This window comes from Mesorhizobium sophorae (assembly GCF_002270415.1).
Classification (GTDB): Bacteria; Pseudomonadota; Alphaproteobacteria; order Rhizobiales; family Rhizobiaceae; genus Mesorhizobium; species Mesorhizobium sophorae.
On record NZ_NNRI01000012.1, the window covers coordinates 351,973 to 377,286 of the forward strand.

25 protein-coding genes are annotated in these 25,314 nt (G+C 63.1%); 6 read left to right on the forward strand and 19 right to left on the reverse strand.

What is annotated here, in order from left to right:
• Nucleotides 1-140 precede the first annotated feature (140 nt).
• The 6 genes from CGZ66_RS19030 to CGZ66_RS19055 form a co-directional block, all read right to left on the reverse strand.
• Nucleotides 141-932, reverse strand: coding sequence for an anti-sigma factor family protein (locus CGZ66_RS19030; RefSeq protein WP_095086557.1), 792 nt, complete (start codon nucleotides 930-932; stop codon nucleotides 141-143).
• Nucleotides 929-1,447: an RNA polymerase sigma factor gene (locus CGZ66_RS19035; RefSeq protein WP_095086788.1), complete on the reverse strand. Its 519-nt coding sequence runs from the start codon at nucleotides 1,445-1,447 to the stop codon at nucleotides 929-931. Before CGZ66_RS19035 ends, CGZ66_RS19030 begins: the two co-directional genes overlap by 4 nt.
• Nucleotides 1,448-1,643: 196 nt before the next feature.
• Complete coding sequence (locus tag CGZ66_RS19040; RefSeq protein ID WP_095086559.1) at nucleotides 1,644-4,394, reverse strand: DUF2339 domain-containing protein; 2,751 nt, start codon at nucleotides 4,392-4,394, stop codon at nucleotides 1,644-1,646.
• A gap of 82 nt (nucleotides 4,395-4,476) precedes the next feature.
• Nucleotides 4,477-4,995 (reverse strand): PaaI family thioesterase, encoded by a 519-nt coding sequence (locus CGZ66_RS19045; protein WP_095086562.1) that lies wholly within the window; start codon nucleotides 4,993-4,995, stop codon nucleotides 4,477-4,479.
• On the reverse strand, nucleotides 4,992-5,753 hold the full coding sequence (gene recO / locus CGZ66_RS19050; protein ID WP_095086566.1) for a DNA repair protein RecO: 762 nt from the start codon (nucleotides 5,751-5,753) through the stop codon (nucleotides 4,992-4,994). Before recO ends, CGZ66_RS19045 begins: the two co-directional genes overlap by 4 nt.
• A gap of 138 nt (nucleotides 5,754-5,891) precedes the next feature.
• Nucleotides 5,892-7,061 (reverse strand): porin, encoded by a 1,170-nt coding sequence (locus CGZ66_RS19055; RefSeq protein ID WP_095086569.1) that lies wholly within the window; start codon nucleotides 7,059-7,061, stop codon nucleotides 5,892-5,894.
• A gap of 801 nt (nucleotides 7,062-7,862) precedes the next feature.
• Here CGZ66_RS19055 and CGZ66_RS19060 point away from each other — a divergent pair.
• On the forward strand, nucleotides 7,863-8,666 hold the full coding sequence (locus CGZ66_RS19060; protein WP_095086572.1) for a CPBP family intramembrane glutamic endopeptidase: 804 nt from the start codon (nucleotides 7,863-7,865) through the stop codon (nucleotides 8,664-8,666).
• A 156-nt stretch (nucleotides 8,667-8,822) separates the two neighbouring features.
• On the opposite strand, the gene era is transcribed toward CGZ66_RS19060, so the two are convergent.
• The 9 genes from era to rpoZ all read right to left on the reverse strand — a co-directional run bounded on the left by era (nucleotide 8,823) and on the right by rpoZ (nucleotide 16,620).
• Nucleotides 8,823-9,755 (reverse strand): GTPase Era, encoded by a 933-nt coding sequence (era, locus tag CGZ66_RS19065; RefSeq protein ID WP_095086575.1) that lies wholly within the window; start codon nucleotides 9,753-9,755, stop codon nucleotides 8,823-8,825.
• 171 nt (nucleotides 9,756-9,926) lie between these two features.
• Nucleotides 9,927-10,673: a ribonuclease III gene (gene rnc / locus CGZ66_RS19070; protein WP_095086578.1), complete on the reverse strand. Its 747-nt coding sequence runs from the start codon at nucleotides 10,671-10,673 to the stop codon at nucleotides 9,927-9,929.
• Complete coding sequence (gene lepB, locus CGZ66_RS19075) at nucleotides 10,673-11,422, reverse strand: signal peptidase I (protein WP_095086791.1); 750 nt, start codon at nucleotides 11,420-11,422, stop codon at nucleotides 10,673-10,675. Before lepB ends, rnc begins: the two co-directional genes overlap by 1 nt.
• A gap of 77 nt (nucleotides 11,423-11,499) precedes the next feature.
• Nucleotides 11,500-11,913: a holo-ACP synthase gene (acpS, locus tag CGZ66_RS19080; protein WP_095086581.1), complete on the reverse strand. Its 414-nt coding sequence runs from the start codon at nucleotides 11,911-11,913 to the stop codon at nucleotides 11,500-11,502.
• Nucleotides 11,910-12,509, reverse strand: coding sequence for a DUF2062 domain-containing protein (locus CGZ66_RS19085; RefSeq protein ID WP_095086584.1), 600 nt, complete (start codon nucleotides 12,507-12,509; stop codon nucleotides 11,910-11,912). Before CGZ66_RS19085 ends, acpS begins: the two co-directional genes overlap by 4 nt.
• A gap of 255 nt (nucleotides 12,510-12,764) precedes the next feature.
• Entirely contained in the window at nucleotides 12,765-13,166 is a 402-nt protein-coding gene (locus CGZ66_RS19090; RefSeq protein WP_095086587.1) for a VOC family protein, read from the reverse strand.
• Between the two features lie 46 nt (nucleotides 13,167-13,212).
• Nucleotides 13,213-13,791 (reverse strand): orotate phosphoribosyltransferase, encoded by a 579-nt coding sequence (gene pyrE / locus CGZ66_RS19095; protein ID WP_095086590.1) that lies wholly within the window; start codon nucleotides 13,789-13,791, stop codon nucleotides 13,213-13,215.
• Between the two features lie 67 nt (nucleotides 13,792-13,858).
• The gene (locus CGZ66_RS19100) at nucleotides 13,859-16,087 is read right to left on the reverse strand and encodes a RelA/SpoT family protein (protein WP_095086593.1); all 2,229 of its coding nucleotides are present in this window, start codon (nucleotides 16,085-16,087) and stop codon (nucleotides 13,859-13,861) included.
• Between the two features lie 131 nt (nucleotides 16,088-16,218).
• Complete coding sequence (gene rpoZ, locus CGZ66_RS19105; protein WP_095086596.1) at nucleotides 16,219-16,620, reverse strand: DNA-directed RNA polymerase subunit omega; 402 nt, start codon at nucleotides 16,618-16,620, stop codon at nucleotides 16,219-16,221.
• A gap of 326 nt (nucleotides 16,621-16,946) precedes the next feature.
• Between rpoZ and CGZ66_RS19110 the strand changes: the two genes are divergently transcribed.
• Together CGZ66_RS19110 and CGZ66_RS19115 are read left to right on the forward strand one after the other, a co-directional pair.
• Nucleotides 16,947-17,528, forward strand: coding sequence for a LabA-like NYN domain-containing protein (locus CGZ66_RS19110; RefSeq protein ID WP_095086599.1), 582 nt, complete (start codon nucleotides 16,947-16,949; stop codon nucleotides 17,526-17,528).
• 11 nt (nucleotides 17,529-17,539) lie between these two features.
• Nucleotides 17,540-18,196, forward strand: coding sequence for a uracil-DNA glycosylase (locus CGZ66_RS19115; protein ID WP_095086602.1), 657 nt, complete (start codon nucleotides 17,540-17,542; stop codon nucleotides 18,194-18,196).
• A gap of 9 nt (nucleotides 18,197-18,205) precedes the next feature.
• Here the strand turns inward: CGZ66_RS19115 and CGZ66_RS19120 are convergent, their stop codons facing one another.
• Complete coding sequence (locus CGZ66_RS19120) at nucleotides 18,206-19,219, reverse strand: zinc-binding alcohol dehydrogenase family protein (protein WP_095086605.1); 1,014 nt, start codon at nucleotides 19,217-19,219, stop codon at nucleotides 18,206-18,208.
• 110 nt (nucleotides 19,220-19,329) lie between these two features.
• On the opposite strand from CGZ66_RS19120, the gene CGZ66_RS19125 reads away from it, so the two are divergent.
• A complete protein-coding gene (locus CGZ66_RS19125; RefSeq protein ID WP_167392168.1) occupies nucleotides 19,330-19,692 on the forward strand; it encodes a winged helix-turn-helix transcriptional regulator in 363 nt (120 codons plus the stop codon).
• Nucleotides 19,693-19,744: 52 nt separating this feature from the next.
• Here CGZ66_RS19125 and CGZ66_RS19130 read toward each other — a convergent pair whose 3' ends face one another.
• From CGZ66_RS19130 to dapA, 3 genes are read right to left on the reverse strand one after another with little or no spacing between them, the layout of a single operon-like run.
• Nucleotides 19,745-20,479 (reverse strand): glycoside hydrolase family 25 protein, encoded by a 735-nt coding sequence (locus tag CGZ66_RS19130; protein WP_095086608.1) that lies wholly within the window; start codon nucleotides 20,477-20,479, stop codon nucleotides 19,745-19,747.
• A gap of 15 nt (nucleotides 20,480-20,494) precedes the next feature.
• Complete coding sequence (smpB, locus tag CGZ66_RS19135; protein WP_013896388.1) at nucleotides 20,495-20,974, reverse strand: SsrA-binding protein SmpB; 480 nt, start codon at nucleotides 20,972-20,974, stop codon at nucleotides 20,495-20,497.
• A 25-nt stretch (nucleotides 20,975-20,999) separates the two neighbouring features.
• On the reverse strand, nucleotides 21,000-21,881 hold the full coding sequence (dapA, locus tag CGZ66_RS19140) for a 4-hydroxy-tetrahydrodipicolinate synthase (RefSeq protein ID WP_095086797.1): 882 nt from the start codon (nucleotides 21,879-21,881) through the stop codon (nucleotides 21,000-21,002).
• Nucleotides 21,882-22,173: 292 nt separating this feature from the next.
• On the opposite strand from dapA, the gene CGZ66_RS19150 reads away from it, so the two are divergent.
• Together CGZ66_RS19150 and CGZ66_RS19155 are read left to right on the forward strand one after the other, a co-directional pair.
• Nucleotides 22,174-24,204: a lytic transglycosylase domain-containing protein gene (locus CGZ66_RS19150; protein WP_095086613.1), complete on the forward strand. Its 2,031-nt coding sequence runs from the start codon at nucleotides 22,174-22,176 to the stop codon at nucleotides 24,202-24,204.
• Between the two features lie 156 nt (nucleotides 24,205-24,360).
• Nucleotides 24,361-25,254 carry an alpha/beta fold hydrolase gene (locus CGZ66_RS19155; RefSeq protein WP_095086616.1) on the forward strand — a complete coding sequence of 298 codons (894 nt, stop codon included), beginning with the start codon at nucleotides 24,361-24,363 and terminating at the stop codon, nucleotides 25,252-25,254.
• Nucleotides 25,255-25,314 lie beyond the last annotated feature (60 nt).

The following is a 25,314-nucleotide window of genomic DNA, read 5'->3' on the forward strand; positions in this document are numbered from 1 at the left end:
CGAAATACTGATGACCACAAGCGCTATCGCACCTCGAATAGGGCCGAATTGTGACAGATTCGGCAGCAACCTGGCGATGCAAAATGCTTTGAACAGGATCACTATTTATGGACTGGCGTCGCCATCAAGGCGGCGCCTTTTCAACTGGCGAGGCCAGCCAGAAGCTGGCCATAGGCGCTCTTTGCCACGACGGCCAATTGCTCGCTTGGCAGCGAACCGACGACGACGCAGCCATAGCCCTTGTCCAGCCAGTAGACGGCCTGGGGACCGTCTTGCGCCGATGCATAGGTGCCCTTGGCATTCTGCGCCGATTGCGCCGTGACGAAGAGAGATATGCGCTCGCCTTTGTCGTCCTCGTAGAGCAGCATCGCGGCCTTGCTTTCTCCGGCCGGCAGCAACCGGCCGCCGATCAATTGGAAGCCGTTCGCGGTCAGGTCCGGCGCGACCAGCTTCAGCCCGACCCGGTTGGACAGCCAGGTCTGGAGATGATCCTTGTCGGTGGCCGGCACCTCGACCGCATGCCGTTTTTCGGCGGCGAAGACGACGTGGGCCGCAATTGCCTGTTCGGCCAGTCGATCTTCGGCAGGATTTTCCTGTCCGATGCGGTCGATGCCGGCAAAGTAGCCGCCAAGCCCGCCGGCGACCACAAGCACGGCCGCCGCGGCGGCAAGCCACCAGCGTGAGCGTGAGGCCGCAGCCTTGACCGGCGTCTCGCCGAACACGACCTTGCGCAACCGCACTGGGACGGGTTCGTCCAGCACGCCGGCAAAGGCGGCGCGCAATGCCGTCCGATCGGCGGTGAAACGGGCGCTCCTGGCCTTCATCTCGGGATTGGCGTCGAGCCAGGCATCATAGGCGGCGCGCTCGTCAGCCGGCAGCTCGCCATCGATCGCCATGTGGATGTCACGTTCGGAGAAGTCGCGGCGGATCATTTCTCGACGATCCTTATTGCGCGACGGCGCGCCGTGTCGTCCAGCAGCCCGCGCAATTCCTCACGCCCGCGCGCAATGCGCGACATCAGCGTGCCTGCAGGGACGCCCAGAATGTTGGCGGCTTCGGCATAGGAAAACCCTTCGATGGCGACCATGACAAGAGCCGCACGGCGGTCGGGGCTGATCGCCTGCAATGCTTCGATGATCTCGCGCGAAGCGATGCTCTCCACCTGCTCGGCCGGCTGGGCCACCGCCTCGCCTGCTTCCAGCGGAAGCATCGTCGCCTCGCCGCGACGGTTCACCTTGCGCATCTGGTCGATGAACAAATGATGCATGATCGTAAACAGCCACCTCCTGGGGCTTTCTCCCGTCTGCCAGTTGTCGAGCCGGACAAGCGCCCGCTCGAGACAATCCTGAACGAGATCGTCGGCAGCATCGCGGTCGCGCAAAAGCGAGCGTGCGTAGCGGCGCAGTCGCGGTATTTCGCCAAGGATTGCTGCCTTCTTTTCGTGCATGACCGCTGGTTCTGGGTCGCCCTTGTTGATCCGATATTGAACGCGCCTTCTCGGCGCGGCGCAAGCGGCCAGCGCGAAGCGGTCCGCCGCCCCGGTCACCCAAGCAATGAGATAACGAGATGACCGGCCGTTTTATTCCCACCAATCAGGGGAGAAGCCGAATTATCCTAAATCCGTTGGCAAGAAATCGTTGCCTTCATGTCCCTTTTGCCGCCCGCGTCAGCAGGCGCTGGTAGAACAGGCCGATGCCGATCAGCACGGCGCCAAGGCCGATGAAGGACAACGCCCGCAACACGCCTTCCAGCTCCGACATGTCGAAGACAAAGACCTTCAGCACTGCGACCGAGATCAGCACGGCCGAGGCAATGCGCAGCACCTGCGATTTCAGCCAGACGCCGGCGGTGAGCAACGCCACGCCGATCACCAGCCACAGCGCCGAATAGGTGTAGGTTTCCAGCTGGCCGAGGCCGCTCCACAGGCCAATGAACTCGCCCTTGAACAGACGCCGCACCGACAAGGTGGCGTAGGCGAAGGCAAGCACGGCCGCCACCAGCGCCAGCATCTGCGCATACCATTTCTGTCGCTTGTCCCTGGAATAGAGCGCCAGTCCGCCGGCAGCGATGGCCGGCAGGAGATAGGCGAGGAACAACAGGTTGAAGACCGGGATCTGGCCTGTCGATTCGTCGGTGAACAACGGGTTCAGCACCACGAAATGCCGGATGACGATGAAGGCCACCGAAACCACGCCCGCCGCCATCGAGCCATAGCGCAGCACAGAGCTTGGCGAGCGCATGTCGATGGCGACAAGGATGGCGCCGGCACCAATGGCGATCAGGGTGTAGATCGCCTGCTCGGCGAGCGTCATCGCACCCGTGTCGATGACGCCGCCATGCATGGCGTGGCGCACCAGCATGGCGAGCGTGAGCAGCGCAAACAGCGCCGCCGCCGCTTCCATGGCGAGGCGTGGGCGGCCGTTGGTGGTGCAGGCAAGCTGCCAGGCGGCGAAACCGAAGGCGAGCGCCGGCACGCCGTAGCCCGGCAGCAGCCAGTTGAAGACCGGCGTCGTCGACAGGAACTCGGCGCCGACAATGGTCGGGTCAAAGGCGACGCGGCCAAGCACGGCAATCACCGCGCCAACCGAAATCCAGCCGAGCACCGGATAGGAACGCCAGCGCGTCGCCAGCGTCGGCACGATCGCCGCTGCGCCGAGCAGGATGGTGGTCCAGCCGGAATTGAACGCCATATGCAGCATCAGGAGGCCGGCGACGGCCGCACCGCCCAGGGCAAACGACACCGCCACGCCGCCGGTGAGAGGCGGCTCTTCGCTGCGTGCGATCCACTCGCTGCCAGCCGCGAAAACCACGACCAGCAATGCTGCGGCGGCGGCGTAGACCAAGTCGCGGTCAAGATTGCCGAAGGTGAACCAGAGCGCCAACAGGATGACCAGCGGCACGATGACGCCCCACGCCGCCCACGAGGCCGCGCGGATCTGTGTCGCTGCGGCGAACCTGCGGGCGGCCCAGAAGCCGGCGCCTATGAAGACCAGGCCAAGCGCGATGCCGATACGCAATGTCAGAGCGTTGGACGTGGCCACGGGCAAGCCATCGACGCCCAGAGCACCGGCCGAAAAGTCTGAGGCGATCGAAGTCGGCGGGATGATGCCGAGATAGATCATCACCGTCACCAGTCCCGCGGCATAGAGGAGCGGCAGCGCCAGTGGGCGATAAACCGCGACGGCCACCATTGCGGCGATCAGCACGGCGCCCGGCAAGGCATCGCCGGCTGCGGCGAAGACCGGGTCGACTGACAGGCCGAGCGCCGAGAATGCGACGAACAGGCCAGGCACGATGGACGGCCAGTCGAAAGCCCTGGCTGGTCCGGCCTCGCCGCCACGACGGCCGAGCCAGACAAACGCCAGCACGGCCAGCGTGACGGCGTCGATGAACAGGATGGTGGAGAGGTTCGCGCCCGGCGCATCGGTCATGTAGAGGATGGTCCAGATACCGGTGCCGAAAAAGGCGGCCGCCATCAGCAACGTCCAGTCGCGCATGCGCGCGATGACGCCAGTGGCGGCAAGCACGATCGCGAGATAGCCGAACAGCGCCCAGGGATTGGGCGCCTGCGAGGCAACCAGCATCGGCGTCACCATGGCGCCGACGAGGCCAATGCCGGCCAGCGCCTGGCCATGGACCAGGGCTGCCGCAATGGTCGCCACGCCGATGGCGCCGAGCAGCGTGAAGGCGAGCGCCGGGCCGATGAAGCCGTAAATGCCATGTGCGGCATAGGCAGTGCCGAACAGGATGAAGGCACCGGCCGCCGTCAGGATCGCTGGAATATAGGCGCCGGCAACGCCTTGCACCGGCACCTTGAAGCCGGTGCGGCGGATGAACTCGCCGCCGGCGACCAGCACCAGGCCGAGAACAGCGGCCATGGTCAGCCGCACGCCGGGGCCGAAAATGCCGGCCTCGATGGTGTAGCGGATCAGGAACAGGCCACCCAGCGCCAGCGCGATGCCGCCGACCCAGACCGCCCAGCGGGTGCCGAGTGCCGTTTCGACATCTGACTGGCGGGCGGCTCTCGCTGCCGCGGCCGGCTCGGCAGGTTCTGCTGCCTTCGGCGCCGCATCACTTGGCGCCCATGGCCCGGACACGGCCTCGCCGGTTGGAACTTCCGCCTCGGCAACCGGTGCCTGCGCAGCGACAGCCTCGCTCACCGCCGGCAAGACGATATCGGCCGCGGCCGCAACGGCCGGAGCCACATCGGCGGGCGGCGTGCTGTCGGCGGTTGCCTGTTCGGACGGCTTGGGCGCCGGCGGCACGGCGCCCGAAAGGACAAAGCTGCGCAGCGCGCCAAGCTCGCGCTCGATCAGACCGATGCGGCTCTGCTGGCGCGAAATGATGACGAACAAGGCGATGATGGCGACAAGGCCGATCAGGCTTTCAAACATGGCGGTTCCCCCAAACCAGGCCAGTTTTCACTGACGTTCAGTCTCACTGACATTCAAATGCGGCGGCCAAACGGCCTGAAAGTCAACGCGCCGCCAGATTGGCCGCCGGAAAGATCGAGCATGTTTCGGTGCCGAAAGCCAGCAGCTTGCCGCCGGCATCCTTCAGCGTCGCTTCCGACACCGCCAGCGTACGCCCCTTGTGGACGACCTTGCCCTCGCAGATCACCTCGCCGGTCTTCGGTGTGATGGGCCGCGTCAAATTCACCTTGAACTCCGCGGTCGTATAGGCCTCACCCTTTTCGAGCAGCGTCTGCACGGCGCAACCCAATGCCGAATCGAGCAGCGTCGCCGCCCAGCCGCCATGCACGCTGCCCAGCGGGTTGAGGTGGCGCTCATTGGGCACACCACGGAACACCGCACGGCCTTCCGACACTTCGGTCAGCGCGAAGTTGAGCTGGAAGGAGATCGGCGGCGCCGGATACTTGCCGTCGATGATACGCTGCAGCAGGTCCAGGCCGGTGTGTTCCAGGATGTCGGCATGCGGAATCGTGCCGAGGCCGAGCGGTGAGACCCAGCCCGGATACAATTCGACCTCGCTCATGCTGCGTTCTCTCCGGCTATGATCTTACTGCGCGCGTGGTGTTTGCGCAGTGCGGCAAGGAAGCCGGCGCGGGCGTCCGGCGGTTCGATGCCGCGCGGCTCATAGACGTGGCGGGTGAAGAAGAAGCCGGTCAGCCGAAAAGCATCGTCGACCGCCGCCGGATCGCCACGCTGGCCTGAGCCGCGCTGCAGGAAGGCCGGCAGCGCCAGCATCTTGTCGCGCCAGGGCAAGCCTGCTTCACGAGACACGGCGCGTCCGGATCTGGGTGAGACATAGGCCAGGTCCTGGCGCGTGCCGGTGGCGGCGCATTGACTGAGATCGAGGCCAAAGCCGAGTTCGTCCAGCACCAGAAGCTCGAACCGCGCCACCAGTTCGCCGGCAGCGTCGGCATCGTCGAGATGGACGATCATCACGGCAAGCGTTTCGTAGAGACCTTCATGAGCGTCGCGCTCGGGCAACAGGCGCAGATGCGCGGCCATGGTCTGCAGCCCATAGACCGCCACCGCGCTGTCCATCAGCCGGGCGGCGTTCATCTCGATCGCCTCGGCCTGGAAAGTGCCGAGATGCTCGTCAAGCCGCGCCCGCCACAACAGGTCGACGCGATTACCGGGCTGGAGGACGGGCTGCTGCTTGCGCGAACGGCCGCCACGCACGAGGCCGAGGTGACGGCCATGCGCGCGTGTCATCACCTCGAGAATGGCGCTGGTTTCGCCATGCTTGCGGGTGCCGAGAATGATTCCCTCGTCGCGCCATTCCATTTCCAGAGCTTTTCACCGGTTGGATGGCGAAATCAAGGTATGGAGTTTGGCTCAACTGACAGATCGGTACGGCACAGTGCACAAAAAAACCGCCCGCAGCGATAACGCTGCGGGCGGCTGGTGAGATCAATCGATCCGTTAGAACGAGCGCTGGAAGCGGAGAATGCCGCCGACGCTGCTCTTCTTGTTGGCCTTGGTCCAGTTGCTGAAGTCGGCGTCGTCGAACTTTCCAGCATTGAGGTAATCGACTTCGGCCGTGACCGTAAAGCCGGGCACAACGGTGTAGGCAACGTTGGCGGCGACGCCGAGGTTCTTCCAGTCGTCATAAGAGATCTGGGCGTTGAACGCGGTCTTGTCGTTGAACTTGTAGGTGCCACCGCCCCAGACTGCCCAGTTGCCGCCCCACTGCTTGTAGAAGCCGCGACCTTTAGCGTTGATGGCGTTGGTCGGATCGTTGAGGTTGTCGTCCGTGCCGTAACCGCCGATGATGAACAGCGACAGTTCCTTGGTGACATTCACGTCCAAACGAACCTTGCCGGCCACTTCCTCGTAGTTGCTGTCATAGGCGACGACGCCAGTGATCGCACCCCAGTCACTCTTGTACTTCAAGCCGCCGACGACATGCGGAACATAGCTGTCAATGGTGCCGCCCTTGCCGGCGCCTTCTTCGAGAGAGACCAATCCAGTGAGGCCGTTGCCTGCGTCGAAGTAGTACTGAACGACGTTGCTCTCCTGCCCGCCATACGGAACCAGCGTATCCTGGATGACGTTGCCGGCATAGCCGATGAACGTATCGAAAGCCGTATCGTCCTTGCCGACGCGCAGGCCGCCGAGCTGAATCCAAGCGAAACGCAGCGAGGTAGACTTGTTGCGGCCTTGCCAGTCGTCCGCATTGGAGGCGGCCTGGTTGAGATAGTCGCCGCTGCTGTTGCCGTAGTTGAAGCGGGTCTCGGTGTAGGTCTTGAGGGTACCGAGCTCCGTCTCCTGACCGGTCCAGGTCTTCAGGGTGAAGCGGGTGTTCTTGTAGTAGGTGGAGTGCGTGTCGCCGGCGCTCTGGTGGTCCGGAACGTGGTTGACGCCATCGAACGTGCCGGCATCGCCGACGCCGATGTCATAACGGACATAGCCGCCGATGCGCAGGCAGGTTTCGGTGCCCGGGATGTAGAAGTAGCCGGCGCCGTAGACGTCGCAGATCTTGACGTATTCGGCCGGTTCCGGTTCGGCGACGACGACAGCGTCAGCCGCGCGCGCGCCACTGACCGCGATCAGTGCCGCGGCTGAGCCGAGAAGGAGGCTCTTGATGTTCATTTTCTGACTCTCCAGTCATAGTTTTAAATGGCTTCGGATTTGTGGCTGGCGGCAATGTTTTCCCGCCTCACCCCCACAACGAAAAAGGCGCGCACCGCTCGCCCTTTTCCGCGGCGGACATACCCATCGACCTTCTGCCTTCAATGACGATTCCGGAAATAATCCCGTTTCCATCAACAGATTAATGCTGTGTTGCACAAATAACACTTACCGTATTTCCAGTTGGCACAATTGGAACAACGTCATATATTCAATATACTTTCAGACAATTTCGCGGCTAATTATCTCTTTGAGGCATCAAATTTCTACAATTGCGCCCTGAACGCGAAATATGCGCCTGTTTTTGGCGAAAACTGGCTGGATATTTCTTCACCCACCGACCATTCGATGGCATCCGCCCGCCACTAGCGCTCTGGCGCTGAACCGAAATGCAGGGCGACGCCTACCCGGCCAGTTTTGCTTTTGCCGAGGCGATCGAACCCGCTGGAGCGCTGTCGCGTCGCTGATTGTGACGGCAGCCAACCGATGAAGACGATTCTGTGTGAGTTGGTCGCGCGCAAATGATGCGGATCGTCCTGTCGCGACAAGACAGCCGAGCGATGTCTGTGCGGCGGAAATATCGGAAATCTTTCAGAAACCGCTCGGGATTTTTGGCCGCGCTGGCGCCAATAGACACGGGTTGGCCGATGCGGTCGGCACGGCCTGCCGAACAATTCGGCTGGCTCGTCTCCAGATGCATGTCGACCGATCGGGCAGCCCGGCGACCTCTCATGACCAATCTGCCCGCCGAGAGGACCTGACATGACTTCCGTCCCGAGCCTGGTGCGAAGGCACCAGCTGACCGCCTTCTTTTCGCTCGCGCTTGGCCTGACCTGGCTGGCGTTCATCCCATTCTGGCTGTCGAATGGCGACAGCATTCCCTGGTTCACCTTCGGTCCGATGGCCGCCGGCTTCTCCGTCGCGGCCCTGTCCGGCGGCTGGGGTTCGGTCAAGGCTATCCTCGCCTCGATGGTGAAATGGCGGGTTCACCCGTTCTGGTACCTGGTGGCATTTGGCCTGCCCTTCGGAACACAGTTGATCTCGATCCTGATCAATCCGCTGTTTGGCGCGGCAGCACCGGCCTGGAGCAATATTCCGGCCCTCTCCGAGATGCTGCCGATCATAGCGCTGTACGCAGTCTTCAGCGGCCCTCTCGGGGAAGAGCCTGGATGGCGCGGCTTTGCGACGCCACGCCTGCTCGCCAGCCATTCAGCACTGACCGGCAGCCTGATCCTCGGCGTGATCTGGGCTATCTGGCACTTCCCGCTCGGCCTGGTCGGCGACCTCAGCCTCTACAGCACGATCAATGTCGTGCTGGCGGGAATTGTGTTCACCTGGCTCTATCAGAACACCGGCAGCGTGCTGCTCGCCTTCATCATGCACGTGACGCACCAAAACAGCGTGCGCTTCCTCGGCAAGGTGTTCACCGGCGGCGACTATGTGCAGCAGCAGTGGATCGGCGTGGGCATCTGGGCGATCATCGCCGTCGCCATCGTCGCCTACTACGGCACCGAGAGCTTCGTTCGCCGGCCAAGGACGCAGCTTGCCGTGGCTGGCGCTGTCTAGGCGCGCAATGAGCGCGGTATCCGAACCCGGCACCGCGCCATTTGTCGGCGGCGCGGATGTGTACTGCCGGCGCCCTGGGAGCAGCGGTAGCCCCGCCATCAGGGCGACATCAGGTCATCCGCGCATGGTCGGCGAGCACTTCATTGATCCCCGGGATTAGCGCGGGAATTCGAGCCCCATCTCGCGATAGCGCTCGGGGTCGTCACCCCAGTTCTCGCGCACCTTGACGAACAGGAAGAGGTGCACCTTCTGTTCGAGGATGCCAGCGATCTCCATGCGCGCCGCCTGCCCGATGGCGCGGATGGTTTCGCCCTTGTGGCCGAGCACGATCTTCTTCTGGCTGTCGCGCTCGACATAGATGGTCTGGTCGATGCGCACCGAGCCGTCCGGCTTCTCTTCCCATTTCTCGGTTTCGATATGGGAGGAATAGGGCAGTTCCTGATGCAGCCGCAGATAAAGCTTTTCGCGGGTGATCTCGGCCGCCAGCTGGCGCATCGGCAGGTCCGAAATCTGATCTTCCGGATAATACCAGGGGCCGGCCGGCAGGGCTTCGGCGAGATAGTCCAGCAGGTCCTTGCAGCCGGAACCGGTCAGCGCCGAGACCATGAAGGTGCGCTTGAACGGCACTTTCTCGTTCGCTGCCGCCGACAGGGCCAGCAGCGCCTCATGCTTGACGCGATCGACCTTGTTGAGGATGAGCACCATTGGCTGGCGCACATCCTTCAGCCGTTCGAGGATGGCGTCGGCATCGCCCCTGATGCCGCGCTCGGCGTCGATCAAAAGCAGCACGATATCGGCATCCTTGGCGCCGCCCCAGGCGGTGGTCACCATTGCCGTATCAAGCCGCCGCTTGGGTTTGAAGATGCCGGGCGTGTCGACGAAGACGATCTGCGCATTGTCATGCGTGGCGATGCCGCGCACGATGGCCCGGGTCGTCTGCACCTTGTGGGTGACGATCGACACCTTGGCGCCGACCAGCTGGTTGACCAGTGTCGACTTGCCCGCATTGGGCGCGCCGATCAGCGCGACAAAGCCGGAGTGCGTTGCGGGGACCTCCGTTGCCGGAGAGGTGTCTTCGGTGGCGGTCATGCCGCGCTCCCTTCATCAGAGTGGTTCATCGTTTCACGGAAACGCCGAACCGCTCTATCTCCTTGTTTTGACGCAATTCCCTGGGGGAAAGCGCTATGCACTTTTCCCGGAATTGCTCCAGAGCGCCGCGCGTCTACTTGGACGCACAAAGGACGCTCTAAAACTTTGACTCTACGCATCGTGCTTTCCAAAAATCGGCTCCGATTTTTGGGTCGATGCGCTGGCCCAGACGCCTTCACGCAAAAGAAATGCCGAAGCCGCCGCTTCTTCCGCTGCCCTGCGGGAGCCGCCCGTGCCGGTGGAAGGCGCAAAGCCGCTGACCTGCAAGGACACCGTGAAGACCGGCTGGTGGTCGGGCCCTTCGCGCTTTTCGATCACATATTCGGGGCGCGCATCGCTGGTCTTGGCAATCCATTCCTGCAAATCGGATTTCGGATTGAGCGGCTTTGCCACAACCGTGCGCGAGCGCGGCTCCCAGTAGCGCAGGACGAAGCGCCGCGCGGCGTCGATGCCACCGTCAACATAGACCGCCGCGATCAGGGCTTCGACGGCATCCGCCAGATAGTTTCCGCCCGAGCCACGCGACCGCGTCTTCAAGGCCGCGTCGGCCCGAACCAGATCTTCCAACTGCATTTCGATGCCGATCTCGGAGCATGTTTTCGCGTCCACCAGCGCATTGAAACGTGGCGCGATCTCACCTTCAGGCGCGTCGGGAAATTTTTCGAAAAGCATATCGGCGACCACAAGCCCAAGCACGCGGTCGCCAAGGAATTCGAGACGCTGATTGTTGCTTGCCGCCTTGACCGCACTGGAGTGCGTCAATGCGGTCTCGAGCAAGCGGAGATCCTTGAAGACATGGCCGGTCTTGGCCTTCACCAAACCGGCCAGTGTTTCGCCTGTCGGGCGCTTCAAAGCCATCAATTGACGAAGTGGAACAGGCGCGAAGCGCGCATCAGCGTCGGCCATTTCCAGATTTCGAGCGGGCTCGCCTTGCCTGCGATCGAGAAGAAAACAAGATTGGCGCGGCCAACCAGATTTTCCGCCGGGACGAAGCCAACGGTGAAGCGGCTGTCCGAGGAATTGTCACGGTTGTCGCCCATCATGAAATAGTGGCCGGGCGGCACGTTCCATTCGCGGGTGTTGTCACCGATCGAGTTGGGCGAGATGTCCAGCGTGTCGTAGCTGACGCCGTTGGGCAGCGTTTCCCGGTAGACGTCGATCGGCCGAGGCTCTTCGGTGATGTCGGGATTGTCGATCTGGCCCGTTTTCACGCGCGGCACGCCGACGTCGTTGATGAACAGCTGGCCGTCCTTGACCTGGATCTTGTCGCCCGGCAGGCCGACCACGCGCTTGATGTAGTCGACGGACGGATCAGGTGGGAACTTGAACACCACCACGTCGCCGCGCTTTGGCTCGGAGCCCCAGATGCGGCCCGAAAAGATGTCAGGCCCGAAAGGCAGCGAGTAACGGGAATAGCCGTAGGACCATTTGGTGACGAACAGATAGTCGCCTTCCAGAAGCGTCGGGCGCATCGATCCCGATGGGATCGAAAAAGGCTGGAACAACAGCGTGCGGATGACCAGGGCGAGCAAAAGCGCCTGCACTATGACGCTGACGGTCTCGCCAAGGCCGCCGGATTTCTTCTCAGATTTATCAACCACGCTCATGTCGTCCTCGATTGTGCGTTGGATGGTATAGAGTCTCGGCGCGCGCTGGGCAACGTCGTGCCGGTCGTCAGATGCAATCAATGTGGCGCTTCTTCGACGGGCAACGCCTCGATGATCACAAAGGCTTGAGCGAGCGGGAAATCATCGGTGATGGTGAGGTGGATTGCCGCCCGATGGCCCTTAGGCAGGATTTTGTCCAGCCGCGCCTGTGCCCCTCCCGTCAGCGCCATGGTCGGCGCGCCGCTGGGCAGGTTGACGACACCCATGTCGCGCCAGAACACGCCCTGCGCCAGACCCGTGCCCAGCGCCTTGGCGCAGGCTTCCTTGGCGGCGAAGCGCTTGGCGTAGGACGCAGCACGCGCGCGGCGGTTCTCGGAGCGGGCCTGCTCGAGGTCGGTGTAGATTCTCTGGATGAAGCGCTGGCCGTGACGCTCCAGCGACTTTTCGATGCGTCTGATATCGATCAGGTCACTGCCGATGCCGATGATCATCGTGCGGCGGAACCAATGCTTCCGCCGGGATGAGACGATTGCCCATGCCGGCTTGCGCGCTCAGCAAGGCGCTTGCGCCGTTGCTCGCGGAAAGCGTTCATGCCCCAGCGCGTGACGCCATAGAACAAGAGGCCGAACACCAGCCCGAGCGGGATCGCGCCGATCAGCATCGGCTCGAGCACGGGCTTCCACAATTGCGCGAAGGAAAGCTTGTGCAGCATCTCGCCCAGATGCGCCGGTGGGCCATGCGCAGGCAGGCGGTCATGCAGGATCAGCTTGCCGGTTTCCCAGGAGGCGCCCCACAGCAGCGGAAAGGTCAGCGGGTTGCCGAAGAAAACCGCTGCAAGGGCCGCCGCCACCAGATTGCCGGCGATCACCCAGCACAGGATGGCGGCAATGGCGAAATGAAAGCCCACGGGAAAAAACGAGGCGAAGACGCCGGCGGCGACACCGGCCGCCACGGCGTGCGGTGTGGCCTTCAGCCGCAGGATGCGCTTGGAGAAATACTGAAGCGAGCGCGAAAACGAGCGGCGCGGCCACAAATAGGTACGCACCCGCTCGAGAAGGCCATCAGGCTTGCGGCGTCGAAAAAGCACTCTGTACCCGTTTCACAGCTCCCGCGCCGGCACTTTCAGCCGGGCGCAACAGCACCATCTTGCGCTTGACGATCCCCCGATGGCAATCGCAACGTTGATATAGCGACGCGCTGGCAAGAGAACAACCAACGCCCCCTGCGCGGCGTGCGCTTGTTGCCCCGGGATGGCATTCCTCGCATCGAACATTGGACAATCGCGGCGAATTTAAGGAACCGGCATTTGTCGCATGGCCGAAAGGCGCGGCGGCTACGGCGGCTACGACAAATATTCGCTGACCTCGACCAGATTGCCGTCCGGGTCGCGGAAATAGACCGACATCATCGGACCACGAGCCCCGACGCGTTCGACCGGTCCGAGTTCCACCACCACGCCATTGGCCGCGAGACGGGTGCTGACTTCGCCCAGCGGCCGGTCGGTGATCAGGCAGAAGTCGCCCGAGCCGGGCGTCGGCGCCTTCGCCTTCGGCTCGAAGGTGCGGCCCACCTCGTGCACATTGATCTTCTGGGTGCCGAAAGCCAGCGCTGTCGGCCGGCCGGGCGCATCGATGCGTTCAAAACCCAGCACGCGCTGATAAAAGGCGCAGGTCACGTCCAGCGAAGCGACCGTCAGCACGAAATGATCGATGCCTGCGATCATCGCCAATTTGTTTTCATGCATGTCGTTAACCCAAAACCGCTGCACACTTTTGGGCGACACGCATGGGTCAAATATTGCGGCTGCCGGGCTTGACCGCCGGTATGGCGGCCAGCTCCGGCGGAAGCCGGTCGGCCGGATAGGCTGGAACCTCATATTCGGCGAGCGCGATCAACGGCACGCCGACATGGGTCTTGCCGGCCGAACGGTCGATGATACAGGCGGCGGCAACCACCTCGGCGCCAAGTTCGCGCAGGCACTCGATGGTTTCGCGGATCGACAGGCCGGTGGTGACGATATCCTCGACGATGACGACGCGCGCGCCGCTGGCGATCTCGAAGCGGCGCAGGCGAAACTCGCCCCCTTCCCGCTCGACCCATATCGCCGGCACGCCGAGATGGCGCGAGGTCTCGTAGGCCGGGATCAGCCCGCCGATCGCCGGACCGACGACGTAGTCGATCTTGCCCGGCACGCCCGCGCGGATCTTTTCGGCCAGCGCCTTGCACAGCCGCTCGGTCTTGTCGGCATGCATGAACACGCGCGCCTTCTGCAGGAAGACAGGGCTTCTCAAGCCCGAGGTCAAAATGAAATGCCCTTCGAGGACAGCACCCGCCTCGCGGAAAATCCCCAGCACTTCATCGGTGTTCATTTCTGTGCCTCTTTTTGATTGACCATGATCTTGTCCGAAAACCGGTCCCCACTTTCGGGATCATGGTCTAGCCGTTGACGCGCCTTGCGTCGCTGACGCTCGAATTGTCCTTGAGCTGCGACAGCAGCCGGTTGAGGTGCTTCAGATCCCAGACTTCGAGATCGATCAGCATTTCCGTGAAATCGGGCGCGGTGCGCACCATCGACAGCGTGTGGATGTTGGCGTCGTTCGACGCAACGACCTGGGCGATATCGGCGAGCGAACCCGGCGCGTTGATGGCGGTGACGGAGACGCGCGCCGGAAACCGTTCCTTGGTGCGCTCGTCAATGTCCCAGCGCACGTCGATCCAGCGTTCGGGCTGGTCGTCGAAGGCCTGCAGCGCCGGCGACTGGATGGGATAGATGGTGATGCCGGTACCGGGCTGGACGATGCCGACGATGCGGTCGCCAGGCACCGCCCCTTCCGGCGCAAAACGGACCGGCAGGTCGCCACGCACGCCGCGGATCGGCACGGCGCCATCGCGCGGCTGGTCCTTGTCCTTGCGCGCCGCGCGGCCCGGAATCTGGAACAGCATGCCGGCGGCGTTGCGGATTTTCGACCAGCCCTCCTCGCGCTGCTTGGGCGCGGCGGTGGTGACACGCTCGTCCTTGTAGTCGGGGAATACCGCCTTCATGACATCGGTGGAGGCGAGCTCGCCACGGCCGACCGAGGCCAGCACGTCCTCGATATCCTTGCGCGCCAGCCGGTGCAGCACCTGCTTCAGGCTCTCCTTGGTGAAGGTCTTGCCGGCGCGCTCGAAGGCGCGTTCCAGGATGCGAATGCCGAGACCCGAATACTGCTTGCGGATGGCATTCTTGGTGGCGCGGCGGATGGCCGAGCGCGCCTTGCCGGTGACGACGACCGATTCCCAGGCCGCCGGCGGCACCTGCGCCTTGGAGCGGATGATCTCGACCTCGTCGCCGTTCTTCAGTTCCGTCATCAGCGGCATGATGCGGCCGTTGACCTTGGCGCCGACGCAGGTGTCGCCGACATCGGTGTGCACGGCATAGGCGAAATCGATGGGCGTAGCACCTCGCGGCAGTGCAATCAGCATGCCTTTCGGCGTGAAGCAGAACACCTGGTCCTGGAACAGTTCCAACTTGGTGTTTTCGAGGAAGTCTTCCGGATTGTCACCCTCGGCAAGCTGCTCGATGGTGCGCCGCAGCCAGGCATAGGCGTTGGTCTCCTTCGAAATCGCATGGGCGGCGCCGTTGGTCTTGCCGCCGGTGTCCTTGTAGATCGAATGCGCGGCGACGCCGTATTCGGCGATCTTGTTCATCTCGCGGGTCCGGATCTGCAGCTCGACGCGCTGACGCGACGGCCCGACGATGGTGGTGTGGATCGACCGATAGTCGTTCTGCTTCGGCGTCGAGATGTAATCCTTGAAGCGGCCTGGCACCATCGACCAGGCGGTGTGGATGGCTCCGAGCGCGCGATAACAATCCTCGACTGTATCGACGACGACTCGGAAGCCGAAGATGTCGGACAGCTGCTCGAAGGACAGCGCCTTGGCCTCCATCTTGCGGAACACCGACCACGGCTTCTTCTGACGGCTTTTCACGCTGGCCTTGATCGCATGCTTTTCGAACAGCGCGGACAGCGCCTTCTCGATCTCGGACAGCACATCCTTGTTGCGCTCGAATATCTCGGCGAGCCGGGCAGTGACGGCGCGATAGGCTTCCGGGTTGATGTAGCGGAAGGCGATCTCCTCCAGCTCCTCGCGCATGCCTTGCATGCCCATGCGCCCGGCCAGCGGCGCATAGATGTCCATCGTCTCCTCGGCGATGCGCAGGCGCTTGGCCTCCGGCATATGGTCGAGGGTGCGCATGTTGTGCAAACGGTCGGCGAGCTTGACCAGAAGGACGCGGACATCCTCCGAAATCGCCAGCAGAAGCTTGCGCAGGTTTTCCGCCTGCTCGGCCTTCTTCGACACGAGGTCGAGCTTCTTGAGCTTGGTCAGTCCCTCGACCAGCTTGCCCATTTCGGGCCCGAACAGCTCATCGATTTCGGCCCGCGTCGCCGTGGTGTCCTCAATGGTGTCGTGCAGCAGGGCGACCGCGATCGTCGCCTCGTCCATGTGCATTTCGGTGAGGATCGCGGCGACTTCGAGCGGATGCGAGAAATAAGGATCGCCGGAAGCGCGCTTCTGGTGGCCATGCTTCTGCATGGCATAGACATAGGCCTTGTTGAGCAACGCCTCGTTGACGTCAGGCTTGTAGCGCTGGACGCGCTCGACAAGCTCATACTGACGCATCATGGGCGGGATCTCGCAGCGGTGAAATGAATCATGCGCCGCACTGCTGTACGGCGCATGTCATAGATAGCCACGAAACTGCCGATACGGAAGTGCGGAAGATTGTTCCAGCGACCTCCAGAACGGAGGCTCGCTTAGTAGTCGTCGCTCTTTTCCGGGGGCACCAGGCCCTCGATGCCGGCCAGGAGATCTTCCTCGGTCATCCGGTCGAAGGTGATGTTCTCCTCGGCGTCGTCGGCATCGGTGGCCGCGACTGCGGCGCCGGTCTGGTCGGCAATCGCCTCGCCATCGGCTTCGGGCTCGTCGACCTCGACATGCTTCTGCAGCGAGTGGATCAGGTCTTCCTTGAGGTCGTCGGGCGACAGTGTCTCGTCGGCGATCTCGCGCAGCGCCACGACCGGGTTCTTGTCGTTGTCACGCGGCACGGTGATCGGCGCGCCCTGGCTGATCTGGCGGGCACGGTGGCCGGCAAGGAGCACCAGCTCGAAGCGGTTGTCGACCTTGTCGATGCAATCTTCAACGGTCACGCGGGCCATGGACTGCCCCTTTCATGCGATGGATTTGATGGAAATCAGGCGCGGTCCTTAACCCGAACGCCGCCAAAACACAAGCATCATGGCAATGGCGGGGTCGCAGGGCCGCCAATCCCTTTATTTGAACACCCGATCGGCCAAATCAGGCTGCATCCATGGGTTCGGCGCCCGATCACAATTGCTTGCAGTGCGGCAACACGCCCTTGGATTGCCGTGAAACTGGCGTTATCTCGGATAGCGCGAAGGTCAGCCGGTTTATTATGAGCCTGACCGATAGTCGCTATCGCATTTCGTTAGACGGCCGATTATTTCGAAAAGGACTATTTTCCATGTTCGACCCTCGTGAAAAAATCGCCCTATTCATCGACGGCGCCAATCTCTACGCGACGTCGCGCGCGCTCGGCTTCGACATCGACTACCGCAAGCTCCTGTCGAGCTTCCAGAAGCGCGGCTATCTGCTGCGCGCTTACTACTACACCGCGCTGGTCGAGGATCAGGAATACTCCTCGATCCGTCCGCTGATCGACTGGCTCGACTACAACGGCTTCAAGGTGGTCACCAAGCCGGCCAAGGAATTCACGGACTCGACTGGCCGCCGCAAGATCAAGGGCAATATGGACATCGAACTCACTGTCGATGCGCTGGAACTCGCCGATGTCGTCGACCATTACGTCATCTTTTCCGGCGACGGCGATTTCCGCACGCTGGTCGAGGCGCTGCAGCGGCGCGGCCGCAAGGTGTCGATCGTCTCGACCATGGCCTCTCAGCCGCCGATGATCAGCGACGACCTGCGCCGCCAGGCCGACCATTTCATTGACCTGACCACGTTGAAGAACGAGGTCGGTCGCGATCCGTCCGAGCGGCCGATGCGCCGGCCCGAGCCGGCCGAAGTCGACGAGGACGACTACTGAGGCCGGTCGCGTTGACCGCCCTTTCCATCTCCGAACCCGGCCGCGACTGCCTGCTCTGTCCGCGGCTGCATGATTTCATCGCCGAATGGCGGCAACGCGAGCCGTCCTGGTTCAACGCGCCGGTGCCGACTTTTTTGCCACCCGATGGCGACGACGCCGTCCGGCTTCTGATCGTCGGGCTGGCGCCCGGCCTGCGCGGCGCCAACCGCACCGGACGCCCCTTCACCGGCGACTATGCCGGTGACCTGCTGTACTCGACGTTGATTTCGCACGGTTTTGCGCGCGGTGAGTTCAAGGCGCGGCCGGATGACGGACTGGAGCTGGTCGGCACGGCGATCACCAATGCGGTGCGCTGCGTGCCGCCGGAGAACAAGCCGGTGGGCGCCGAGATTGCCACGTGCCGGACGTTCCTGGTGCCGACGATCGCCCGCTTTCCCAATTTGCGCGCCGTGCTGGCGCTGGGGTCGATCGCGCACCAGTCGACGGTGCGCGCGCTGGGTGGGCGCGTCGCCGCCTATCCGTTCAAGCATGGCGGGCAGCTGCCGGCCGGGGGCATCACGCTGTTTTCGAGCTATCATTGCTCGCGCTACAACACCAACACAGGTGTGCTGACAGAGGCGATGTTCGTCAGCGTCTTCAGCGAGATCGCGGCCTTCCTGCAGAAATAGCGCCGCCCTTCAGAACCCCTCCAGCACGATCTTGCCCTTGGCCTTGCCGGTCTCGATCAGCGCGTGGGCGCGCTTCAGATTGGCGGCATTGATAGGACCGAAGGTCTCGCCCAGCGTCGTGCGGATGGTCCCGGCGTCGACAAGCCGGGCCAATTCGTTGAGGTGCTCGCCCTGCGCGGTCATGTCCTGCGTCTCGAACATCGAGCGGGTGAACATGAACTCCCAATGCACAGAGACGCTCTTGCGCTTGAACGAATTGATGTCGAGCGATTTGGGATCGTCGATCAGCCCGAAACGGCCTTGCGGCGCGATCAGTTCGGCGATCTCGGCCAGGTGCCGGTCGGTGTTGGTCGTCGAGAACACAAAGGCAGGTGCGCCGAGACCAAGGGCTGCGACTTCGGCGGCGAGCGGCCTGGAGTGATCGACGACTTGATGAGCGCCGAGCCCAAGCGCCCAGTCCCGCGTCTCGGGCCGCGATGCGGTGGCGATCACCGTCAGATCGGTCAGTTGGCGCGCCAGCTGCACCGCGATCGAGCCGACACCGCCGGCGCCGCCAATGATCAGAATGGCCCTAGCCGCGCCAGCGACAGGTTTCCTGACATCGAGGCGGTCGAACAGAGCCTCCCAGGCGGTGACCGCCGTCAGGGGCAGCGCCGCCGCCTGCGCATAGCCGAGCGAGCCGGGTTTGCGGCCGACAAGGCGCTCATCGACAATGTGGAATTCGGCATTGGTGCCTTGTGGCGCCAGGGCGCCGGAATAGAAGACATCGTCGCCCGCCTTGAACAGGCTGGCGTCCCGACCGGCCGCAACGACCCGGCCGGCAGCGTCCCAGCCGAGCACACGCCATGCTCCGGCCTCGGGCCTGGCGCTTTGCCGCACCTTGGTGTCGACCGGGTTGACCGAGATTGCCTTCACCTCGACCAGCAGCTCACGACCTTTCGGCTCGGGCTTGGGCAAATCGATATCGACCAGGGAGGTCTCATCGCTGATGGGGGCTGGGATTTGATAGCCGACGGCGCGCATTTTGGTCTCCGCGATTGCTCTTGAGTGTTGTTCGGAGCAGAGATGCGGATTATGTGCCGGAAGCGCAAGAATGCACATATAAAGCACATAGTGTCGAAAAGGATACCGTCATGCCGCGCATTCGCCATGAGCGATTCGACTGCAGCCCCGGCTGCACGGTGGAGGGCACACTCCGCTACATCGACGGAAAGTGGAAAGGCGTCGTGCTCTATCATCTGTTTGAGGGCACGATGCGCTTCAACGAGATCCGCCGGCGCATTCCGAACTGCACGCAGCGCATGCTGACCAACCAGCTCCGCGAACTGGAAGCCGATGGGCTGATTGCGCGCAAGATCTATCCTGAAGTGCCGCCGAAAGTGGAGTACAGCCTGACGCCGCGCGGCAGAAGCCTGGAACCGGTGATCACCGCGCTCAAAGTCTGGGGCGATGCCAATGTCACGCTGGCGCCGGAGGCTTCCCAGGCTGCGGCTTGAGACGACGAGCGAGGTCCCGGAATGGCTTCAGGGGATCACTTGGCTTGGGAAATCACTTGGCTTGCGGAACGATCGATCCCGATGACGGCGCAGACAGCGCGGACAGCACGGCCGGCCCACCCTGCAGCACGTTCAGGTCGACATCGCCGTTGATGCCGTCGACGCGCCCCTTGTTGTGGTACTGCCAGTAGATCCAGTCGCCGCGATCCGGCTGCAGCAGCAATGAGCGAAGCCAGAGCGGCCGGGCGGGGATGCGCCCGGCATAGGCCTGCTCAGCCTCGTCGGTCAGATAGACAATCGCCGGCTTGCCGAACGCGGCCTCGACTGGAGCGAGGAACGCGGCAAGTTCTGCGTTCAGTTGCTCGGGCGTTGGCCGCTGCGGGCAATTGCCGCCGAACTCGATGTCGACGACCGGCGGCAGCAAAGGCTGGTCGTGCGGCACCACCGAGATGAAATTTTTCGCCTGGTCGGCGCCGGGCCGGCAGAAGGTGAAGAAATGATAGGCGCCGACCGCAAGTCCGGCCGCGCGGGCCTTACGCAGATTGGTGGAGAAGGCATCGTCGACATGATCGCCACCTTCGGTCGCCTTGATGACGGCGAAGGCGACATCGTCGGCGGCAACGCGGCGCCAGTCGATCTGGCCCTGATGATGGGAGACGTCGATGCCCCGCACCGGATATTTGCCGCGGTCTGGCGAGAATGCCCTGAAATAGAGATACCCGCCCGCAGCGATAAAACACACCAGAACCAGGCTGGCCAAACCCCAAAGGACGATCCGGTTCTTCAAACGAATGGCCCCTGCCTACCCCCGCTCTTTTAAGAGCCTGCCCTTCTCGCGCGACCAGTCGCGCTGCTTCTCGGTTTCGCGCTTGTCGTGCAATTTCTTGCCGCGACCGACGGCGAGCAGCAGCTTGGCACGGCCCTGATCGTTGAAATAGATCTTCAGTGGCACCAGCGTCATGCCTTCGCGGTCGACGCTCTGTGCCAGCTTGGCCATCTCGCGCTTGTTGAGCAGGAGTTTGCGCCGCCGGCGCGGCTCGTGGTTGAAGCGGTTGGCCTGCAGATACTCCGGCAGGTAGGAATTAATCAGCCAGATCTCGCCGCCTTCGACCGAGGCATAGCTGTCCTGGATGTTGGCCTGGCCCTGGCGCAGCGACTTGACCTCGGTGCCGGTCAGCACCAGGCCGGTCTCGATCGTGTCGAGCACCTCATAGGAAAACCGCGCCTTGCGGTTTTCCGCAACGGTCTTGTTGTTGGGATCGGCTTTTCTGACTTGATTCATGATGTGGAGAGGTGGCGCCTCATCCCTAGTTTATCAAGCCGGCGTGCTTCATCGCCGCATCGATCCTGTCGGCGGTCGACTGTTCGACGGTCATCAGCGGCGAACGCAGCACATTCTCGACCTTGCCCAGCTTCGACAGCGCATATTTTGCGCCGGAAACGCCGGGCTCGAGGAAGATCGCCTTGTGCAGCGGCAGCAGGCGGTCCTGCAAGTCCAGCGCCTTGGCGCTGTCGCCGGAAAGCGTTGCTTCCTGGAATTCGGCACAGAGCCGCGGCGCGACATTAGACGTCACCGAAATGCAGCCGACGCCGCCATGCGCGTTGAAGCCGAGCGCCGAGGCGTCCTCGCCCGAAAGCTGGATGAAATCCTTGCCGCACGTGGCGCGCTGCTCGGAAACCCGCTCGACCTTGCCGGTGGCATCCTTGACGCCGATGATGTTCTTGAAGTCGTGCACCAGCTGGCCCATCGTCTCCGGGCTCATGTCGATGACCGAGCGCGGCGGGATGTTGTAGATGATGATCGGCAGGCTGGTTGCCCTGGCGACGGCGGCGAAATGCGCGTAGAGGCCGCGTTGCGTCGGCTTGTTGTAATAGGGCGTGACAACGAGTGCGGCGTCGGCGCCGGCCTTCTCGGCATATTGCACCAGCCCGACCGCCTCCTCGGTGTTGTTGGAGCCGGCGCCGGCGACGACCGGGGCGCGGCCCCTGGCCACCTCGATGCAGACCTTGACGACATGGCGATGCTCGTCATGCGACAGCGTCGGCGACTCGCCAGTGGTGCCGACTGGGACCAGGCCCGTCGTGCCCTCGGCGATCTGCCAGTCGACGAACGCGCGAAAGGCTTTCTCGTCGAAACGCCCGCTCTTTTCGAACGGTGTCACGAGCGCAGTAAGCGAGCCTCTCAGCATGTCGTCCAACTCCTTGGCACTTCATTGTTCATGTATGTCGATGTCCTAAAACCGGTACCCACTTTTAGGCGACATGCATCGGTGTTTCGTCGTGCGCGCCTTCTAGCCGAAAGCGAAGCGGCGCACCATAGTCTCGACACTGTTGCGCGGCAAGCATTGCCATGGTGCCAGCAAGCGCAATTCGAACGACCGCGCTAACTCTTTGTTTACGGGCTCTTCACGACCTAAGTTTAGGCTTCGAAGCCTCTGCGCCTGCTGGTAGAATGCCAGGACAAGGAAAGACGAAAAGACCATGCCGACAAGTCGGCCTCACCTCTTCGCGCTGCTTGGCGCCACGCTCGCGCTGATGCCGGGCATGGCGATCGGCGGCAGCGTCGATGTGCAGGTCACCTCGACCATCCCGATGCCGGGCCTGCAGGCCGAGGCGCCACAGGACGCCTCGCCAAGCGTCGCCCTGTTGAAAAGCGGGCTGGATGCGCTGGCGGCTGGCGACATTCCCGGCGCCCGCGCCGTGCGTGATGCCCTTCCCGGCCACTCGCTCGACCAGCATATCCTTGCCTGGGCGATCGCGCTCTACGGCGGTGACAAGGTTCCGAGCGGCGATATTGCCGCCGCCGCGAAGATGCTGCCCAACTGGCCCGGCACCGTCGCCTTGCGCAAAAACAGCGAGCGCGCGCTCTATCGCGAGAACCCTGCCCCCGATACCGTCATTGCGGCGTTCGACGGCAGCCAGCCGCAGACATTCGAAGGCGTGATGGTTCTCGCCCGCGCCTATGTAGCGTCGGGCAATGCCAAGGCGGCGCGTTCGGTGCTGTCGCCGTTCTGGCGTACCGCGATCCTGGAGGCCAAGGACGAGGCGGCGCTGCTCAAGGAATTCGGCAGCCTGATTCCGGCCGCCGACCACCGTTTTCGCATGGAGCGCATGTTCTATGCCGATCGGGCGAATTCGGCGCAGCGCGTCGCCGGCCTCGCCGGTGCCCAGCAGCTTGCCGACGCCTGGGCGGCGGCGGACAGAGGCGACAAGAACGCGCCGAAACTGCTCAAGGCCGTGCCGGCGGCGCAGCGTTCGGCCGGCTACTTCTTCGCGCAGGCCGAATATCTGCGCAAAAAAGAGAATTTTGCCGACGCCGCGGCTGTCGTGATGCAGGCACCGACGGATCGCGAAGCTTTGGTCGATCCGGACGCCTGGTGGGTCGAGCGCCGGGTGTTGTCGCGCGAACTGGTCGACCAGGGCGACATGAAGACGGCCTACCGGATCGTCGCCACGCATGCCGCCGAAAGCGCCACCAATGCGGCGGAGGCCGAGTTCCATGCCGGTTGGTATGCGCTGCGTGGCCTGAACGATCCGAAGACCGCGGCAACGCATTTTGCGCGCATCGCCGACCTCGCCCAGGGACCGATGACGCTGTCGCGCGCCTTCTACTGGCTCGGCCGTGCGGCGGAAGTCGGCGGCCCGGGCAGCGCCAAGGACTATTTTGCGCGCGCCGCTGCCTACGGCACGACATTTTACGGCCAGCTTGCCGCCGAACGTGTCGGCCGACAGGCGCTCAACATCGCCTACCCGCAGCCCGATGCGGCCGACCGGCAGAATTTTGCCGGCCGTGAGGCCGTCAGCGCCATCAAGCGGCTGCAGGAGGCGGGCTACGACCGCTATGCCGAAACGCTCTATCGCGACCTTGCGGGGCAGTTGACCAGCCCAGGCGAACTGGCGCTACTCGCCGTCTTGGCGGAAAAGCAAGGCAACCATTTCATGGCGCTGAAAGTCGGCAAGATCGCCGGCGCGCGCGGTATCGATGTCGGCGCGCTGTCGCATCCGCTCGGCGTCATTCCAGATTCGGCCAACATTTCCGGCTCGGGCAAGGCACTGGCCTATGCAATCGCCCGCCAGGAAAGCGAATTCAACATCGGCGCCGTGTCGAGCGCAGGCGCGCGCGGACTGCTGCAGCTGATGCCGGGCACAGCCAAGCAATTGGCGAAGAAGGCCGGTTTGCAATTCTCGCAGACACGGCTGACCACCGACGCCGGTTACAACGCGACGCTTGGTTCAGCCTTCCTCGGCGAGCAACTAGACCGCTTCAACGGCTCCTATGTTCTGACCTTCGCCGGCTACAATGCCGGTCCGAACCGGGCCAGCCAGTGGGTCGCGAAATACGGCGACCCACGCGGCAAGGACATCGACACCGTCGTTGACTGGATCGAGCGGATTCCCTACACGGAAACAAGAAGTTACGTGCAGCGCGTGATGGAGAATTACGAGGTCTACAAGATGCGTATTTCGGGCAAATACGACATCGTCGGAGATCTGGTGAACGGGCGCGGCTGACGAAGCCGACCCCTCAAGAGGCAACTTCGCCGAAGCAGTCGATTCTGCCCCTTGCGGATTGGCCGCTCTCTCCAACCCCGGTCTCAATTTGACCCCACCTTCCCTCGCCTGTAGCAGTCGTAAGACGATCAGGCAGCCGGAAGGAATCGCGTCCAGATGTCGAGCAGTGAAGGTTTTTCCGACTTTTTCTACAGCGCATCGGATGGGCTAAGACTTCATGCGCGCGTCTATGGTGACGCGAATGCCGGTCCTTGGCCGGTCGTCTGCCTGCCCGGCCTGACCCGCAATGCCCGGGATTTTCATGACCTCGCGCTCTATCTTTCGGCTCGAGTTCAGGCTCCGCGCAAGGTCGTTGCCTTCGACTATCGCGGGCGCGGGCAGTCGGACTACGATGCCGACATCGGTCATTACAATGTCGGCGTCGAAGCCAGCGACATCCTTGCCGGGCTGGCGGCATTGGAAATAGAGGCGGCCGCCTTTATCGGAACATCACGCGGCGGGCTGATCGTCCATGTGCTCGGCATGATGCAGCCGGCTATCCTGAAAGCCATTGTTTTCAACGACATCGGGCCGGTGATCGAGGCGGCCGGTCTCGCCCATATCAAGTCCTATCTTGAACGGACACCGAACCCCAGAACCTTCGCCGAGGCCGTGGCTGCCCAACGCAGCGTTCATGGCCAGGACTTTTCCGCTCTCACCGACGTGGATTGGGAGCGGATGGTACGGGCGCTCTACCGCGAGACGGATCAGGGCCTGTTGCCGGATTTCGACCCGAAGCTGGTCGACACCGTTGCGGGTCTCGACCTGACGCAGCCTTTGCCTGCCCTATGGCCGCAATTCGACGCGTTGGCCGCGATCCCATTGCTCATCATACGCGGCGCCAATTCGAGATTGCTGTCCACAGACACGCTACGGCAGATGCAAGAGCATCATTCCATGATGAAGACGATCACTGTAGAGGGCCAGGGCCACGCCCCTTTCCTCGAAACCGGCGACTTACCGGACGCCATCGCGGCTTTCCTTGATCGCGCCGAGCGACAGCGCATCTAAAGTAAACCCCAAGACCAAACAAGGTCCTGGGGTCGACACAACAGTATAAGTTAGCTGGCC

Bases quoted from the DNA above. Each gene is read 5' to 3' on its own strand.
- CGZ66_RS19090 (WP_095086587.1), bottom strand. From the start codon at position 13,166: ATGCATGAAAACAAATTGGCGATGATCGCAGGCATCGATCATTTCGTG.
- CGZ66_RS19040 (WP_095086559.1), bottom strand. From the start codon at position 4,394: ATGTTTGAAAGCCTGATCGGCCTTGTCGCCATCATCGCCTTGTTCGTC.
- CGZ66_RS19055 (WP_095086569.1), bottom strand. From the start codon at position 7,061: ATGAACATCAAGAGCCTCCTTCTCGGCTCAGCCGCGGCACTGATCGCG.
- rpoZ (WP_095086596.1), bottom strand. From the start codon at position 16,620: ATGGCCCGCGTGACCGTTGAAGATTGCATCGACAAGGTCGACAACCGC.
- CGZ66_RS19035 (WP_095086788.1), bottom strand. From the start codon at position 1,447: ATGCACGAAAAGAAGGCAGCAATCCTTGGCGAAATACCGCGACTGCGC.
- CGZ66_RS19125 (WP_167392168.1), top strand. From the start codon at position 19,330: ATGCCGCGCATTCGCCATGAGCGATTCGACTGCAGCCCCGGCTGCACG.
- pyrE (WP_095086590.1), bottom strand. From the start codon at position 13,791: ATGAACACCGATGAAGTGCTGGGGATTTTCCGCGAGGCGGGTGCTGTC.
- CGZ66_RS19045 (WP_095086562.1), bottom strand. From the start codon at position 4,995: ATGAGCGAGGTCGAATTGTATCCGGGCTGGGTCTCACCGCTCGGCCTC.
- CGZ66_RS19030 (WP_095086557.1), bottom strand. From the start codon at position 932: ATGATCCGCCGCGACTTCTCCGAACGTGACATCCACATGGCGATCGAT.
- acpS (WP_095086581.1), bottom strand. From the start codon at position 11,913: ATGATCATCGGCATCGGCAGTGACCTGATCGATATCAGACGCATCGAA.
- smpB (WP_013896388.1), bottom strand. From the start codon at position 20,974: ATGAATCAAGTCAGAAAAGCCGATCCCAACAACAAGACCGTTGCGGAA.
- CGZ66_RS19155 (WP_095086616.1), top strand. From the start codon at position 24,361: ATGTCGAGCAGTGAAGGTTTTTCCGACTTTTTCTACAGCGCATCGGAT.
- CGZ66_RS19120 (WP_095086605.1), bottom strand. From the start codon at position 19,219: ATGCGCGCCGTCGGCTATCAAATCCCAGCCCCCATCAGCGATGAGACC.
- CGZ66_RS19060 (WP_095086572.1), top strand. From the start codon at position 7,863: ATGACTTCCGTCCCGAGCCTGGTGCGAAGGCACCAGCTGACCGCCTTC.
- CGZ66_RS19110 (WP_095086599.1), top strand. From the start codon at position 16,947: ATGTTCGACCCTCGTGAAAAAATCGCCCTATTCATCGACGGCGCCAAT.
- era (WP_095086575.1), bottom strand. From the start codon at position 9,755: ATGACCGCCACCGAAGACACCTCTCCGGCAACGGAGGTCCCCGCAACG.
- dapA (WP_095086797.1), bottom strand. From the start codon at position 21,881: ATGCTGAGAGGCTCGCTTACTGCGCTCGTGACACCGTTCGAAAAGAGC.
- rnc (WP_095086578.1), bottom strand. From the start codon at position 10,673: ATGGCTTTGAAGCGCCCGACAGGCGAAACACTGGCCGGTTTGGTGAAG.
- CGZ66_RS19100 (WP_095086593.1), bottom strand. From the start codon at position 16,087: ATGATGCGTCAGTATGAGCTTGTCGAGCGCGTCCAGCGCTACAAGCCT.
- CGZ66_RS19150 (WP_095086613.1), top strand. From the start codon at position 22,174: ATGCCGACAAGTCGGCCTCACCTCTTCGCGCTGCTTGGCGCCACGCTC.
- lepB (WP_095086791.1), bottom strand. From the start codon at position 11,422: ATGAGCGTGGTTGATAAATCTGAGAAGAAATCCGGCGGCCTTGGCGAG.
- recO (WP_095086566.1), bottom strand. From the start codon at position 5,753: ATGGAATGGCGCGACGAGGGAATCATTCTCGGCACCCGCAAGCATGGC.